A 15,293-nucleotide genomic window follows, 5' to 3' on the forward strand; every position below is an offset into this window, starting at 1 on the left:
TCGCGAAAGCGTTCAGCGCGTGAATCAGGCGATTCAGGCGACCGGAACGATGTTCACGACCTTGCGGCCGCGGTGGGTACCGAACTCCACCGCACCGGCCTGCAGCGCGAACAGCGTGTCGTCGCCGCCACGGCCGACACCGGCGCCGGGGTGGAAGTGGGTGCCACGCTGGCGGACCAGGATCTCACCCGCGTTGACGACCTGACCGCCGAAGCGCTTCACGCCGAGCCGCTGGGCATTGGAGTCGCGACCGTTCCGGGTGGACGATGCGCCCTTCTTGTGTGCCATTTCTCCTCAGTCCCTTACTTCGCAGCCGTGGGGATCGACGTGACCTTGATCGCCGTGTACTGCTGGCGGTGGCCCTGCCGACGGCGGTAGCCGGTCTTGTTCTTGTAGCGCAGAATGTCGATCTTCTGGCCCTTGTGGTGGTCCACGACCTCGGCCTGGACCTTGATGCCGGCCAGCACCCACGGGTCGCTGGTCACGGAGTCGCCGTCGACAACGAGCAGGGTCGAGAGCTCGACCGTGTCGCCAACCTTGGCAGTGGAAATCTTGTCAACCTCAACGATGTCGCCGACAGCAACCTTGTGCTGGCGACCACCGCTGCGCACGATGGCGTACACGCGGATCTCACTTTCGCTCGAAGAAACGGCACCCCCGCAGGCCAGTCGCCCAGGAACACCACGGACGACCTCTCCCGGCCCGCCTTGCGTCCGGAAGGAAGAGGTTTACGGGGATGTGGCGTGCTCAGTGGACACGCCGACGGTCAAGGTTACGGGGCCACGGGCGAGGGGGTCAAACCGGGCCCCGGGGGGTGTGGGGCCGGTCACTCGGGACGGGCCCCACCGGTGTGCGGCCGGTCACATGAACCGGCCGCACACCGCGGGCGTCAGCCCTCGTCGCCGGCGGTGGAGACCGTGGTGGTCTTCTTCGCCGTCGACTTCGCGGCGGCCGTCTTGGCGGTCTTCGCCGCCTTCTTGGCCGTCGTCTTCTTCGCGGCCGTCTTCTTGGCCACGGTCTTCTTGGCGGCCGTCTTCTTCGCCGCCGTCTTCTTGGCGGCGGTCTTGCGGACCGCCTTCTTGGCCGGAGCGGTCGCCTCGGCCACCTCCTCGGCCGTCACCCCGTCCGCCTCGGCCGGTGCCGCCTCGGCTGCCTCCGGCGCGGCCGACGGGACGACCACGACGGCCGCCTCCTCGGACGCGGTCGGCGCGGTGGCCTTGCGCACCGCACGGCGCCGCGGGCGGGCCGGGGCGGCGCTCCCGGCCTCCGCCGGCTGCCCGGCCGGGGCCTCGGCGGCCGGGGCCTCCGCTGCGGGGGCCTCCGCTGCCGGAGCGGGCTGCTCCGCCGGTGCCCCGGCCGCGTGCGCGGTCTCCGGCACCGTCACCACGGCCGCCTCGGCACCCTCGGGGGAGCCGGCCGGGGCCGACACCTTGCGGGTCGCCCGACGGCGCGTACGGCCCTTGGGCGCGGCCTCCTCGGCGGCGGGGGCCTCGGCCTGCGGCGCCGGAACCACCTGGTCCTCGGCGGCCACCGGCTCGGCCAGCGCCTCCGCGGCGGGCTCCGGCTGCACCGGGCGCGCCGCCGCCTCCTCGGCGGTGACGTCCTGGGCGGTCGGAACCTGGGCCTCCGCGGCCTGCCCGGTCTCCGGGGCCTGCTCCGCCTTGGCGGCACGCTCGGCCTTGGACTCCCGCTCGGACCTGGGTGCCCGCTCGGCACGCTCCGCCTTCGGAGCGCCCGCCGGAGCCGACGCCCGGCGGCTCGCCCGGCGCCGCGTACGGCCACGGCCGGCCGCGGCCTCCGCCTCGGCGACGCTGCTGTACAGCTCCTCGTCCGGCGCGAACTCGGGCGCCGGCAGGGACACCGGCTCGGCGGCCTCGGCGGCCACCTCCGCGGCGGTCTCCACCTCGGGCTCGACGGCCTCGCCGGTCTCCACGGCCACGGCGGCCGTCTCGTGCACGTGCTCGTGCACGGGCTCCGGCGCCTCGCCGCGGCCGCCGCGCTTCTTGCGCTTGCCGCCGCCGCCGTTCGTGGTGGCCTGGTCCAGGTGGACGATGACACCACGGCCGTTGCAGTGGACGCAGGTCTCGGAGAAGGACTCCAGCAGGCCCTGGCCGACCCGCTTGCGGGTCATCTGCACCAGGCCGAGCGAGGTCACCTCGGCCACCTGGTGCTTCGTACGGTCGCGGCCCAGGCACTCCAGCAGGCGGCGCAGCACCAGGTCCCGGTTGGACTCCAGGACCATGTCGATGAAGTCGATCACGATGATGCCGCCGAGGTCGCGCAGCCGCAGCTGGCGCACGATCTCCTCGGCCGCCTCCAGGTTGTTCCTGGTGACCGTCTCCTCCAGGTTGCCGCCCTGGCCGGTGAACTTGCCGGTGTTGACGTCGATGACGACCATCGCCTCGGTCCGGTCGATCACCAGCGAACCGCCGCTGGGCAGCCAGACCTTGCGGTCCAGCGCCTTGGCGAGCTGCTCGTCGATCCGGTAGGTGGCGAAGACGTCGACCTCGCTCGTCCACCGCGACAGCCGGCCGGCCAGGTCCGGGGCGACGTGCGAGACGTAGCCGTGGATCGTCTGCCAGGCCTCGTCACCGCTGACGATGACCTTGGTGAAGTCCTCGTTGAAGATGTCGCGCACGACCCGGACGGTCATGTCCGGCTCGCCGTACAGCAGCGTCGGCGCGTTGCCGCCGTTCTTGGCCTTCTTCTGGATGTCCTCCCACTGCGCCTGGAGCCGTTCGACGTCGCGGCGCAGCTCGTCCTCGCTCGCGCCCTCGGCGGCGGTGCGCACGATGACGCCCGCGTCCTCGGGGACGATCTTCTTGAGGATGGTCTTCAGCCGGGCCCGCTCGGTGTCGGGCAGCTTGCGGCTGATGCCGGTCATCGAGCCCTCGGGGACGTACACGAGGTAGCGGCCCGGCAGGGAGACCTGGCTGGTCAGACGCGCGCCCTTGTGCCCGATCGGGTCCTTCGTGACCTGCACGAGCACGGACTGGCCGGACTTCAGCGCGGCCTCGATGCGCCGCGGCCCGTTGGCCATGCCCAGAGCCTCGAAGTTGACCTCACCGGCGTACAGCACCGCGTTGCGGCCCTTGCCGATGTCGATGAAGGCGGCCTCCATCGACGGCAGCACGTTCTGGACCTTGCCCAGGTAGACGTTGCCGACGTACGAGGTCGACTGCTCCTTGTTGACGTAGTGCTCGACGAGCACGCCGTCCTCCAGGACGCCGATCTGCGTACGGTCGCCGTGCTGGCGGACGACCATCACGCGCTCGACGGCCTCGCGACGGGCCAGGAACTCGGCCTCGGTGATGATCGGAACGCGCCGGCGGCCCTGCTCACGGCCTTCCCGGCGGCGCTGCTTCTTGGCCTCAAGACGGGTCGAGCCCTTGATGGACTGCACCTCGTCGGACGGCTCGCTGGCCTTGCGCGGCTCGCGGACCTTGACGACCGTGCGCTCCGGGTCGTCGTCGGACGGCTCGGCGTCGGCGGCGGTGTCACCGGCCCGGCGCCGGCGGCGACGACGCCGGCGGCTGCTGGTGCTGGAGGCGCCGGACTCCTCGGAGCGGCCCTCCTCGGCGTCCTCCTCCTCCTGCTCGGCGGTGTCCTCGGCGTCCTGCGCGGCCTGCTCGGCGGCCAGTTCGTCGCCATCGGCGTCGACGCCGTCGCCGGACTCGCCGTCGGCCGCGTCACCGCGCCGGCGACGGCGTCCGCCACGGCGGCGACGGCGGCGCGAGCCGGACTCCTCGAAGCCCTCGGCGCCGTCGGTCTCGTCGCCCTCCTCGCCCTCGGCGAGGTCCTCGGCCGACTCGGGGGCCTCCTCGGCCTCCTCCTCTTCCTCGGCGGCGGCCTCGACCGGGCGGGTCTCCTCGGCGGCGGCACGGCGGCGCCGGCGCCGGCGGGTGCCGGTCTCGGCGCGCTCCTCCGCGTACTCCTCGGGCTCCTCCACGTCGGTGGTCTCCGCGGCGGCCTCGGCGGCGGCCCGCTCCGGGGTCTGGAACTTGGGCTCGGCGAAGACCGGCGGCTGGAAGACGGCGACGGCGGGACGGGCGGGCCGGCGCGGACCGTCGGCCTCGTCGGCCTCCGCCGCGGCGGACCGGGCCGGGCGGGCGGGCTCGGCGAACCCGGACGCGGCGCGGGCCACCCGGCGGCGGGACCGGCGCGGCGATCCGCTCTCGGTCTCGGCCTCGGCGGCGGCCTGCGGTGCCTGGGCGGCGGGGGCCGGCTCGGCGGCGGGCGCGGGCACCTCCGGGGCGGGGGCCGTCACCGCGGCCTCCTCCTCCTGGCCGGCCTCGGCGGTCACGGCTTCCTCAGTGACGGCGGACGCGCGGCGGGTGGCGCGACGACGCGTACGACGGGGAGCGGCCTCCTCCGCCGCGGCAGCCTCGGGCTCCGCGGCGACGGCCGGCTCCTCCTCGGGCTCCGGGGCCACGGCCGGGGCCTGCTCGGCCTCACCGGCCGCGGGCGTGCCGGCGGGCGCGGACACCCGGCGGGTGGCGCGACGGCGCGTACGACGGGGAGCGGCCTCGTCGGCAGCGGCAGCCTCCGGCTCCGGCTCCCGCTCCGGCGCGGCGGCGACGGCCGGCGCTTCTACGACGACAGCCTCCTCAGCGGCCGTCGGCGCACCGGCGGGCGCGGAGGCGCGGCGGGCGACGCGGCGGCGCGGCCGGGCAGCGGCCTGCTCGGCGGGGGCCTCCTCGGCGGCGGCCTCTTCGGCCTCGGCCTTCGCAACGGGCGCGGCGGCAGCCGGGACCACGGTCTCGGCAGCCTCGGCCGACGCCGGCGACCCGGTGGGGGCGGTCACACCGGCCCCGGCGGCGGCAGCCTCGGCGGCGGTCGGCGCGGAGACGCTGCGCGTGGCCCGGCGCCGGGTGCGGCGCGGCGCGGCCTCTTCGCCGGTGACGACCGCACCGGCCTCGGCCACGGCGGTCTTCTCCGGCTCACCTGCGGCCGGTACGACGGTCTCGGCGGCCTCGGCGGACGTCGGCGACCCGGTGGGCGCGGAGGCCCGGCGGGCGACCCGGCGGCGCGAACGCGCGGCCGGAGCGGGCTCCTCGGCGGCGGGCGCCGCAGCAGCGGCCACTTCGGCCTCGGCGGCCTCTGCCGCCTCGTTGTCCTCGGTCACTTCGTCGACCTCGTCGGCGTCGGCGGCCGGTATGGCCGGCACGGTGACCTCGGCGGGCGCTTCCCCGGCCGCGGCGGGCGGGCCCGCCGGGCGAGAGGCGGCGCGGCGCGGCCTGCGCGGCGGCAGGGTGTCGCTCGGGGTGTTGAGTTCGGAACCCTCGATGGGTTCGGTCGGCTCCAGCATGCGGGCGTTTCTCCCGTCAGGCTCCCGGGCGCCGCACCTGGTCCGGCGCCGGTCCCTGGGGACCGTACGCCGTTGACGTCCGCGGCCCGCGTGATACGCGATGGCCGCCGTCCGGGGCGCGGGCGCCGCACGGGAGCACTCTGTGTCCTGTCTCGCCGGTTCCGTACGCCTTGTCGGTACGGCCTGGCGAAAGTCTTCTGGTCGGTGCGCTGCCCGACCCAGGTGGCTCCCGAGTACGAGGGCGGCGCTACGACGTCCGTCCCTACGCGGGACCTTCCGGCATCGGCGCCGTCGCGGCGGCGGCCGGCTGGGCCGTCAGGGCCCCGGCAGCCTCGCGGTCGGGCGCGAGCGGGTCGGTCACCGTGCCGGTCTCTTCATCGAACAGCCCCTGCGCCAGCCTGGTCACCGCTGCGGGGACCGGCGGCGCCAGGTCGGCCACGGCGCGGAGACCGGACAGGACGTCGTCGGGTCGTACGGCAGGCGTCACGTGCCGAACAACCAGCCGCAGTATCGCACAGGGGTGGTCGCTCGGCCTATCAGCCTGCGCACCGTGCGTCTCCAGGCTCACCACGGCCGGGCGGGCGTCGAAGGTGCGGACGCCGTTCTTGGTCATGCGCTGGACCTCGACGCTGCCGGCCCCGGTGAAGGCCTCGACCGCGCGCCGGGCCTCGGCCGGGTCGACGCCGTCCAGCCGCAGCTCCCACACGGAGGCCGTCAGCCGGTCGGCGAGGCCCGAGGTCCGCGCCTCGACCGCGTCGACGACGTCGAGCCCGGCGGGCAGCGACTCGTCGAGGAGGACGCGCAGGGTCTCGGGATCGCGCGCTTCGGTGAGCGCGATCTCCAGGTACTCCGCCTCACTGCCCGTGCCGGTGGGTGCGGCATTGGCGTACGACACCTTCGGGTGCGGTGTGAACCCGGCCGAGTAGGCCATGGGCACCTCGGCGCGGCGCAGAGCCCGCTCGAAGGCGCGCTGGAAGTCTCGGTGGCTGGTGAACCTCAGGCGGCCGCGCTTGGTGTAGCGCAGTCGGATGCGCTGCACCGCGGGTGCGGGCGGCGGGCCTTCGGGCTGTCGCTTGCCCAGTGTCCTAGTCCTTCGTGAGAGCGGTCGTACTCCTACCAAGAGTACGTGTGTCGTGGACCGAAGGTTCCCGCCGGTCCACCGGCGCCGGCTGCCGGGCCTCGCCGAAGAGCATGCGCCGCACGTCGGCGCGGGCCTGCCGCACCGTGTCCCGGGCCGAGGCCAGCACCTCGCGCGAGACCCGGCCCACCGCGCGCGCGGCGTCGGCGACGGGCCGCAGGACGGCGTCCCGTACGACGTGCCCGACCGGGGTGAGGACACTCCGGTACACCCAGCGCACCGGCTCCACGAAGATCCACCGGAAGAGGGTCCCGAGTGCCCGCCCCACGGCCCGGGAGATCCGCCCGGCGACCCGCCAGGCGTGGCCGAGCGCGTCGCCGACCTCGCGCGCGACGACCGCGAGGAACCGGCCTACGGGCGCGAGCACCCACCGCCACAGCGCCAGCGCGGGCAGCACGAACAGGACGCGGGCCGTCCAGTACAGGGCGACGCCGGCGCCGGTGACGAGCACGCCCAGCAGCCACCCGAGTCCCCGTACGCACCAGGCGACGGCCCGGCCGACGGGGGCGAGGAGCCAGGTGTACAGCCGGCGCGCGGGCACGACGAGCAGGTACCGCACCAGCCAGGCGACGGCGGTGTACACGCCGAGCCCGAGGGCGGCCAGCACCGCGCCGATGCCCTTCAGCAGCCAGGCCAGCGCATGCCCGACCGGGGTGAGCACGCGCGCGTACACCCACGCGAACCCACCGCCCAACCCGCGCGCGAGCCAGGCGAGGGCGTGCCCGGCGGGGGTCAGGACGTACCGGTACAGCCACCCGGCCGGTACGACGACGAGGACGGTGCCGAGCCATCCCAGCGCCCGGCCGGCGGGGACCAGGACGTACCGCCACAGGCCCACGAACGGCCAGACGAACACGGCCCTGCCGGCCCACAGCAGTGCCCGCCCGAACGGCCGGAGCACGGTGTCCCGCAGGAACCGCCCGGTGACGACGAGCGCGTCCCAGACCATCCGCACCGGCACCACCAGCACGAGGACGACGATCCGCACCGGCAGGCGGATGGCGACGACGAGGCATCCCTCGGGCCGGGACGGCGGTGGTGGCGGTTTCCGGAGGTCCATACCGTGCTAGACGCACGGGCCGCCCGTCCGGATCCGGCCATGTGGAAAACGTGTCACGCGCCCGTCGGCGCGATGCGCGCCTTGTACGCCTCCGGATAGCGCTGGGTGAACTTCACGGCCACCACCAGCAGGGCGACGGGGACGACCCAGTTGAACCAGTCGTCCTGGGCGGGGTACCGGACGGCCAGCCAGGTGGAGACCGTCATCAGCGCGAAGGCCAGTCCCCAGACGGCCGTCAGCACCTTGTTGATGTGCCGGAAGACGGGCGAGTCCCACACCTCCCGGCGAGTCTGCTCGCGGGCGTACTGGGCGGTGAACGGGTCGGTGAACAGCGAGCCGAGCGCCACGACGGCCACCAGCCCGTTGGAGATGACCTGCGCGTACGTCTCCAGCCAGGCGAGCTGCCCGCGGCCGAGGGCCAGCGCGAGGACGGAGAGCACGGCGAAGAACACGATGCCGGTCATGTCGAGGACGCGGAGTCTGCCGTGCAGCATGTCCTGTCCCGACAGGACGATCGAGGCGACCAGGGCGGCGAGTGCCGCGTACTCCCAGGTGCTGGGGCTGGCGACCACCCCGAAGATGATCCACGGTGCGAACGAGAGGAACACCCCGCCGGTGCCGACGGGCTTCTTCGCGGGTGCCTTCGTCGCCGTCTGCTGAGCCATGGCAGCTCCTCCCGTCGGATCACGCGGCCCGCTCCCCCTCCCATCGTGCCGCCGCGGTTCCCATCGTGCCGCCGCGGTGCCGGGTGCCGCCTGCCGTGCGGGGACGCGGCAGGAGACGGGACCCGAAGGTGCGGGGCGGGCGTCCGCCTGGCCCGGGCGGACGGCTGGCGGACGGCCACCCGGCGGGCATCCGGCCTCACCTCCAAGGTCACCCGATCGTGGCCGACTTGCCCGGCGAATGAGCAACTCGCGGACCTGGGCCAGGCCATGGCATCGGTACCGAGACGCAGGGCCGATCCGTCCGGCCACCTCCCGACACCTCGACTCGCCCGACCGCTGCGGCGATACCCGGTGCTCTCGGGGTAGATGCTGGAGGTGCCCGGCGGCCTGCACGGCTGATGGATGTAAGGCTGTCGGGGCGTTGTCCGTGGCAGCGACCGGAAGGCGAGGCGGTATGGCGCGTACGCGTGCGGACGCGAGGACCAGGCATCCCCGGCACGAGCGCAGGGGGGAGGCACGGCTGCCGGCAGTGGTGGCGACGCTTGCCGCGATCGCCCTGTACCTGTTCCTGCCGCAACGGTTGCTGATCGCTCCTCGTTACGTGCTCCCCGCCCTGGAGTGTCTGCTGCTCATCCCGCTCATCGCGATCAACCCGAAACGTCTGACCAGGCAGACGAAGGCCTTCCGGGTGCTCTCGCTGACGCTGGTGGCCGTCATCGCGATCAGCAACCTCGTGGCGCTGACCATCCTGATCCACGAGCTGGTGTACGCCGGGGTGAAGGACGGCCGCTCCCTGCTGGTCGCGGCGTTCCAGGTCTGGCTCACCAACATCATCGTGTTCGGCCTGGCCTACTGGGAGCTGGACCGGGGCGGCCCGGTCAGCCGCACCCAGGCGCCCCGCTCCGCACTGCCCCTCGCGGACTTCCGCTTCTCGCAGGACGAGAACGACGACGCCGTCCAGGAAGTCGCCGACGGCTCCAGCGTCGTCTCGGACTGGGTTCCCACCCTCATCGACTACCTGTACGTGTCCGTCACCAACTCCACGGCCTTCAGCCCGACCGACACCATGCCGCTGTCGACCCGCGCAAAAGTCATGATGAGCGTTCAGAGCGTCTCCGCCCTCCTGACCTCACTCCTCGTGATCGCGCGGGCCGTCAGCATCCTGCACTGACCGCCGTCGAGGCAGCGAGTCGCGGCCGTCGCCGTCCGGCTGCGCCGGAGTCGCTGCACGCAACCACCCGTGCACGCCGGACAGTTCGTCACGGCACTCGCGGACACCGACACCGCCACCCCCACCGAGCGATCTGCGGGGTGGCTCGGTGGCTCACCCGCTCGGATGCGCTCGGCGAGCAACCGCTCGCGGGAGTGTGCATGGTGAGTTCATGAACACAACACCTCACCCCAAGAAGGTCGTTTCCCGGATTCCGCGAGTACTCGCGGTGAGCGCCGCCGTGGGCATCGCTTGCGCGGCGGGGGTGGCAACCGCCACCTCCGCCGTGGCCGCGACGCCCGCCACGCACGCCGTCGCCAAGGCCACCCCGGCCTACGGCGGCGGGGGCGGGGGCGGCGACGAATTCCAGTGCGGCAACGGCCTTCTCCCCATCCTCAACTTCTGCAACTGACGGACTGAAGACAGCAGTTCCTGTCCGTCGACCAACACCACCACACAACCGCGCATGTGAACTCCACCCACCTCAGGGCGGTCGGGAACAGGGGCAGAATTCCCCTTCCCGACCGCCCTGCCGACACATCCGACGGTCTGTGCCCCCTGCTCCGCCCGGGGCACCGACATACTCAAGCCGCGGTACGGCCTCCGACCACCTCCGCAGGCGCCGCCGGCCTCGCCCGTGCCCTCACTCCACTTCGATGCCGTACTCCTGGACGAGCTGCTCCAGCCCCCCTGTGTACCCCTTCCCGCCCAGCACGAAGTCCCAGTCACCGTTGGATCTGCGCCGGAAGGAGCCGAGCACCAACGCGGTCTCCCCGGCACGCCCGTCCGACACCTCAAGCCGCCCGAGTTCGGTCATCGCCGGGTCCAGCAACCGGATACCGGCATCGGTGAACCCGGAAAGGTCGGCCTCCGGATTCACCTCCGGATCGACGGCCGCCACGAGCACGAACCGGTCAGCGGCCTCCGGCAGCGCGTCGAAGGCGACGCGAAGAGCCGCCTTGTCCGGCCCCGAAGCGGGGACCACGCGTACGGAACCGTCCGGCGTCCGCGGGTTGTTGAAGAAGACGAAGTGGTCGTCGCTGAGGACTCGGCTGCCGCGGCAGACCAGCGCGCACACGTCCAGAGCGACACTGCCGGACCACAGCATGCCCAGCACGTTGTAGTCATCGGACGCGGCCGCGGGACCGGACGGCGCCGGCCGCGGTGAGACCGCCTGCCCGCCCTCCCCCAGGCGTCCGCGCAGCCCGTGCCTGTGCAGCAGGTCGACGAGTTCGCCGCCCGAGATGAGCTCCAGGGGCTTGCCCCGGGCGAAGGTACGAGAGCCCGGTCCGAAACCGGAGGTCGTCACCAGCACGCCCTTGTTGGCGCCGACGTCCTGGACCGTGCCGTAAAGGTCGCGTACGGCCGTGGGCGGCACGGTGTTGCGGTAGCGCTTCACCTGGACGACGATCTTGCCGCCTCGGATCGGGGTCGGATCCACCGCGTCGACGTCCACGCCACCGTCGTTCGAGCGCTGTGTGGTCACGGCCTGCATGCCCATGGCCCGGAACAGATCCGCGACCAGGGACTCGAAGGCGATCGGGTCCATGTCGTACAGGTTCGGCTCGTGATCCGTGCCGTGGGCGGCCACAGGGCTGCCGACGTCCTGGGGCAGCCGGCCCGGCCTCACGGAGCCGAGCTGGTCGGGCCGTGCCGCGAGCTGCCCCCTCAGGGCGTCGGTCAGACAGCTGACCGGATCCACCTGCTCCAGACGCAGACCACGGAACACCGCTCGCGATGCCATCACCGTCGCCAGGCATATGTGCGCCTGCCTGCCCGTCGCCGGATCGTGGGCGTCGATGAAACCGTTCAGGGCCACGGAGTCGAGGGCGGTGTACTCGTCCGCCGTGAACAGCTGGTGCAGCACCAGCAGCATGCTCTGCGCCAGCACCTCCCGGTACAGCGCCCGGCGTTGGCTCACCGGACGGGCAGTCTCCTTGTCCTGGTCCAGAGAGGGCATGTACCGCACCGACTTCGCTTCCGGGACGACGTCGTACCCGGGAAGCTCCCAGTCCAGCACCAGCTGCCGCGCCGCCCCGTCGTAGGCCGCCGCCACCTGCCGCGGAAACCCCTCCGGCCAAGCCGTCGAGGCGTAGAGCGCGGCGGAGAAGTACTCGACCACGGAGTCGGGGTCGCCCCGCCCGACCCCCTCGGTCACCCCCACGACGCCTGCGTTGTGCCGACGTACCTCGGCCCGCCGGGCCTCCGCCCGCCGCTCGTGGTCACGCTGCAACGCGGCCAGCTGCTGCCGCTGCGCCTCGGCCACCTGGGCGGCCCGCCAGTCGTGTTCGAACCGGGCCCGCGCCTCCGCCTGGGCCTGTGCTCGCCGGTTCGCGGTCCAGCCGCTCTGCGCCTGGTACCGGTTCGGGTCGGGCATGCGCACCGGCCACGCGAGCGGCCCCGGGTCGAAAGGCGGGACGTCTTCCACGCGCATCAGCGACGATGCCCTGAACGCCGGCGCCTGACAGCCCGCGGTCAGCAGACCCCGCAGGACGGCAACCCGTGCCTCCAGCTCCTCCGTGAGCCGCCTGGCCTCCGCCTGGCGGTACTCCCGGTGGCCCTGCGCGGCAAGCCGCTGGTGCGCGCGCGCCTGCCGCGCCTCCTCCCGCCGCTGCCTGGCCTCGGCTTCCGCCTGCCGCTGTTGCTGCCGCTGAATCTCAGCCCACGTACCGACAAAACCAGCAGAGCGACGACTCATGCGCTACAGGCCCTCCCCAGGACGTCGGCACAGCCGACCAAGCTCTGGTTGTCCCCACAACCAGGAGTAACAAAGCGACTGTATCCAGCAATCGCCGTCCTGAATATCGAATGACCTCATTGCGTGGACGGCACAGAGCCCCCTCCGGTCCGGAGCTATGGGCGTTCGAAGAGCTGGAGAAGACCGCCGAGGAAGAAGCACAGGGCGCCGGTCAGCGTCCCCCAGTTGGCGATGCCGGCGTTCACCATGCTGCCGGTGGCCGGGCGGGTGAAGGCGGCGAGCGCCGAGACCATGAACAGGACGGAGCCGAGCTGGTTGACGGCGACGATGCACCACCCCAGGCTGCGCAGCCGGACGCAGCGCCACCGGCCGTGGCAGATCTCGACGAAGCCCAGGTGTCCGGAGACCAGGAAGAGCACGCAGCCGATCACGTCGGGTGCCCAGACCAGGCGGTCGGTCTGCTGGACGCTCAGGCCGCTCAGGAAGGAGTCCAGCAGGTCGACCGCGAAGACGAGCGTGCCCGCGAAAAGGACGAACGTGCCCAGCCAGTCCACTCGCATCGGCTCATAGCTCCACCACCGCCAGGGGCGGGTGACCAGCCGGCCTTCGCCGCCGGCGTGGCGGGGCGCGTTGATCACCTGGAGCAGGGAGACGTAGCCGCCGGTGGTGAAGAACAGGCCGCCGGCGAAGTAGACCGAGGCACACTCGACGGCGTCGCCGGGGCCGCGCTGGGCGACGGCCGCGCCGACCGCGAAGAGGGCCCCGCCGACGACGAAGGCGATCGCCGCGATGGCGTTGAGCCTGCGCAGCCGGGAGATGGCCACAGCGTCTGCACGCGCGCACCGCGTGGTCGCCTCCCCGGGCGGGCGGACCGCGAGCACTCCGCGCCGCCGCGCGAGCCGCGACTCCCACATCGCGGTACCGCCGCCCGGAAGGTGCCAGGAGAGCCCGGTGATGAACGGTCCCGCGCCCTCGGCGCGCTGATGGGGCTGACCCACGGGCCGAGCCTAGACGTCCGGCAGCACCGGAAGGCGGACGCAACGCCGCCCGGCACCGGTGTCGACGCGGCACCGGCCGTGACGCGGCAGCCGCGACGCGGTCGCCCGGACCTCGGGCGATGACAGTCAGCGACGACCACGCCTGGCCGGCAGCCCCTCGATCATCCGGTCGAGGGGCTCGTTCGCCTCAGTGCGTGTGACCGCTCGCGGCCGGCGCCGGACCAGCGTTCTTGACCGTCAGCGGGAGCAGCTTCTTGCCGGTCGGTCCGATCTGGATGGACGTGTCCATCTGCGGGCACACCCCGCAGTCGAAGCACGGGGTCCAGCGGCAGTCGTCGACCTCTGTTTCGTCGAGGGCGTCCTGCCAGTCCTCCCAGAGCCAGTCCTTGTCCAGGCCGGAGTCGAGGTGGTCCCAGGGCAGGACCTCCTCGTAGGTGCGCTCGCGGGTGGTGTACCAGTCGACGTCCACGCCGTACGGGGCGAGGGCCTTGTCGGCGCAGGCCATCCAGCGGTCGTAGGAGAAGTGCTCGCGCCAGCCGTCGAAGCGGCCGCCGTCGTCGTAGACCGCGCGGATCACCGCGCCGATGCGGCGGTCGCCGCGGGAGAGGAGGCCCTCGACGATGCCGGGCTTGCCGTCGTGGTAGCGGAAGCCGATGGAGCGGCCGTACTTCTTGTCGCCGCGGATCTTGTCGCGGAGCTTCTCCAGGCGGGCGTCCGTCTCCTCCGCCGAGAGCTGCGGGGCCCACTGGAAGGGGGTGTGGGGCTTGGGGACGAAACCGCCGATCGAGACCGTGCAGCGGATGTCGTTGGAGCCCGAGACCTCGCGGCCCTTGGCGATCACCCGCGTCGCCATGTCGGCGATCTGGAGGACGTCGTCGTCGGTCTCCGTGGGCAGGCCGCACATGAAGTACAGCTTCACCTGGCGCCAGCCGTTGCCGTACGCCGTGGCGACCGTGCGGATCAGGTCGTCCTCCGAGACCATCTTGTTGATGACCTTGCGGATGCGCTCCGAGCCGCCCTCGGGGGCGAAGGTCAGGCCGGAGCGGCGGCCGTTGCGGGTCAGCTCGTTCGCCAGGTCGATGTTGAAGGCGTCGACGCGGGTGGACGGCAGGGAGAGGCCGATCTTGTCGTCCTCGTAGCGGTCCGCCAGGCCCTTGGCGATGTCGCCGATCTCGGTGTGGTCCGCCGAGGAGAGGGACAGCAGGCCCACCTCCTCGAAGCCCGTCGCCTTCAGGCCCTTGTCGACCATCTCGCCGATGCCGGTGATGGAACGCTCGCGCACCGGGCGGGTGATCATGCCGGCCTGGCAGAAGCGGCAGCCGCGGGTGCAGCCGCGGAAGATCTCCACCGACATGCGCTCGTGGACCGTCTCGGCGAGCGGCACGAGGGGCTGCTTGGGGTAGGGCCACTCGTCGAGGTCCATGACCGTGTGCTTGGACACGCGCCACGGGACGCCCGACTTGTTGGGGACCACGCGGGCGATACGGCCGTCGGGGAGGTATTCGACGTCGTAGAACGCCGGGATGTAGACCCCTCCGGTCTTCGCGAGGCGGAAGAGGACCTCCTCGCGGCCTCCCGGGCGGCCCTCGGCCTTCCACTCGCGGATGATCCGGGTCATGTCCAGGACGGCCTGCTCGCCGTCGCCGATGACCGCCGCGTCGATGAAGTCGGCGATCGGCTCCGGGTTGAAGGCCGCGTGGCCGCCGGCCAGGACGATCGGGTCGTCGATCGTGCGGTCCTTGGACTCCAGCGGGATACCGGCCAGGTCCAGGGCGGCGAGCATGTTGGTGTAGCCCAGCTCCGTGGAGAAGCTGAGGCCGAACACGTCGAAGGCCTTCACCGGGCGGTGGCTGTCCACCGTGAACTGCGGGACGCCGTGCTCACGCATCAGCGCCTCCAGGTCCGGCCAGACGCTGTAGGTGCGCTCGGCGAGGACGCCCTGCTGCTCGTTGAGGACCTCGTAGAGGATCATGACGCCCTGGTTGGGCAGGCCGACCTCGTAGGCGTCCGGGTACATGAGCGCCCAGCGGACATCGCACTCGTCCCACGGCTTGACCGTGGAGTTGAGCTCGCCGCCGACGTACTGGATCGGCTTCTGCACGTGCGGGAGCAGAGCTTCGAGCTGCGGGAAAACCGACTCGACAGGCATCTCGCGAACCTTCATGAGCTGACGGGGTGACCATCAAGCGTAACCCGGTCGGCGGCCTCCCCCGAAC

The 15,293-nt window shown here is 72.6% G+C and carries 11 protein-coding genes; 2 read left to right on the forward strand and 9 right to left on the reverse strand.

From position 1 onward, the window contains the following. Positions 1-33 precede the first annotated feature (33 nt). The 6 genes from rpmA to IG05_RS0121995 form a co-directional block, all read right to left on the reverse strand. Positions 34-288 (reverse strand): 50S ribosomal protein L27, encoded by a 255-nt coding sequence (gene rpmA / locus IG05_RS0121970; protein ID WP_023550764.1) that lies wholly within the window; start codon positions 286-288, stop codon positions 34-36. Between the two features lie 14 nt (positions 289-302). Further along, complete coding sequence (rplU, locus tag IG05_RS0121975) at positions 303-623, reverse strand: 50S ribosomal protein L21 (protein ID WP_028422127.1); 321 nt, start codon at positions 621-623, stop codon at positions 303-305. 266 nt (positions 624-889) lie between these two features. Next, on the reverse strand, positions 890-5,308 hold the full coding sequence (locus IG05_RS0121980) for an Rne/Rng family ribonuclease (protein WP_030345057.1): 4,419 nt from the start codon (positions 5,306-5,308) through the stop codon (positions 890-892). Positions 5,309-5,570: 262 nt separating this feature from the next. Continuing rightward, positions 5,571-6,347: a TIGR03936 family radical SAM-associated protein gene (locus tag IG05_RS0121985; protein WP_030345058.1), complete on the reverse strand. Its 777-nt coding sequence runs from the start codon at positions 6,345-6,347 to the stop codon at positions 5,571-5,573. A 46-nt stretch (positions 6,348-6,393) separates the two neighbouring features. Then, positions 6,394-7,506 (reverse strand): hypothetical protein, encoded by a 1,113-nt coding sequence (locus tag IG05_RS0121990; protein ID WP_030345060.1) that lies wholly within the window; start codon positions 7,504-7,506, stop codon positions 6,394-6,396. Between the two features lie 53 nt (positions 7,507-7,559). After that, the gene (locus tag IG05_RS0121995) at positions 7,560-8,171 is read right to left on the reverse strand and encodes a hypothetical protein (protein ID WP_030345062.1); all 612 of its coding nucleotides are present in this window, start codon (positions 8,169-8,171) and stop codon (positions 7,560-7,562) included. A gap of 454 nt (positions 8,172-8,625) precedes the next feature. On the opposite strand from IG05_RS0121995, the gene IG05_RS0122000 reads away from it, so the two are divergent. Continuing rightward, positions 8,626-9,342, forward strand: coding sequence for a hypothetical protein (locus IG05_RS0122000; protein WP_030345064.1), 717 nt, complete (start codon positions 8,626-8,628; stop codon positions 9,340-9,342). 211 nt (positions 9,343-9,553) lie between these two features. After that, positions 9,554-9,793: a hypothetical protein gene (locus tag IG05_RS47945; protein ID WP_158838991.1), complete on the forward strand. Its 240-nt coding sequence runs from the start codon at positions 9,554-9,556 to the stop codon at positions 9,791-9,793. Positions 9,794-10,024: 231 nt separating this feature from the next. Here IG05_RS47945 and IG05_RS0122010 read toward each other — a convergent pair whose 3' ends face one another. From IG05_RS0122010 to IG05_RS0122020, 3 genes are all read right to left on the reverse strand, one after another. After that, positions 10,025-12,079, reverse strand: coding sequence for a restriction endonuclease (locus tag IG05_RS0122010; RefSeq protein ID WP_030345065.1), 2,055 nt, complete (start codon positions 12,077-12,079; stop codon positions 10,025-10,027). Positions 12,080-12,234: 155 nt separating this feature from the next. After that, the gene (locus IG05_RS0122015; protein WP_030345067.1) at positions 12,235-13,077 is read right to left on the reverse strand and encodes a hypothetical protein; all 843 of its coding nucleotides are present in this window, start codon (positions 13,075-13,077) and stop codon (positions 12,235-12,237) included. A 187-nt stretch (positions 13,078-13,264) separates the two neighbouring features. After that, on the reverse strand, positions 13,265-15,226 hold the full coding sequence (locus IG05_RS0122020; RefSeq protein WP_030345069.1) for a TIGR03960 family B12-binding radical SAM protein: 1,962 nt from the start codon (positions 15,224-15,226) through the stop codon (positions 13,265-13,267). Positions 15,227-15,293: the final 67 nt, after the last annotated feature.

The organism is Streptomyces sp. NRRL S-1022, from assembly GCF_000720135.1.
In the GTDB taxonomy this organism is placed as follows: Bacteria; Actinomycetota; Actinomycetes; order Streptomycetales; family Streptomycetaceae; genus Streptomyces.

What these genes read in the sequence shown, in the direction of transcription:
- IG05_RS0122010 (WP_030345065.1), bottom strand. Translation starts at nt 12,079, where the DNA reads ATGAGTCGTCGCTCTGCTGGTTTTGTCGGTACGTGGGCTGAGATTCAG.
- IG05_RS0122020 (WP_030345069.1), bottom strand. Translation starts at nt 15,226, where the DNA reads ATGCCTGTCGAGTCGGTTTTCCCGCAGCTCGAAGCTCTGCTCCCGCAC.
- IG05_RS47945 (WP_158838991.1), top strand. Translation starts at nt 9,554, where the DNA reads ATGAACACAACACCTCACCCCAAGAAGGTCGTTTCCCGGATTCCGCGA.
- rpmA (WP_023550764.1), bottom strand. Translation starts at nt 288, where the DNA reads ATGGCACACAAGAAGGGCGCATCGTCCACCCGGAACGGTCGCGACTCC.
- IG05_RS0121980 (WP_030345057.1), bottom strand. Translation starts at nt 5,308, where the DNA reads ATGCTGGAGCCGACCGAACCCATCGAGGGTTCCGAACTCAACACCCCG.
- IG05_RS0122000 (WP_030345064.1), top strand. Translation starts at nt 8,626, where the DNA reads ATGGCGCGTACGCGTGCGGACGCGAGGACCAGGCATCCCCGGCACGAG.
- IG05_RS0121995 (WP_030345062.1), bottom strand. Translation starts at nt 8,171, where the DNA reads ATGGCTCAGCAGACGGCGACGAAGGCACCCGCGAAGAAGCCCGTCGGC.
- IG05_RS0121990 (WP_030345060.1), bottom strand. Translation starts at nt 7,506, where the DNA reads ATGGACCTCCGGAAACCGCCACCACCGCCGTCCCGGCCCGAGGGATGC.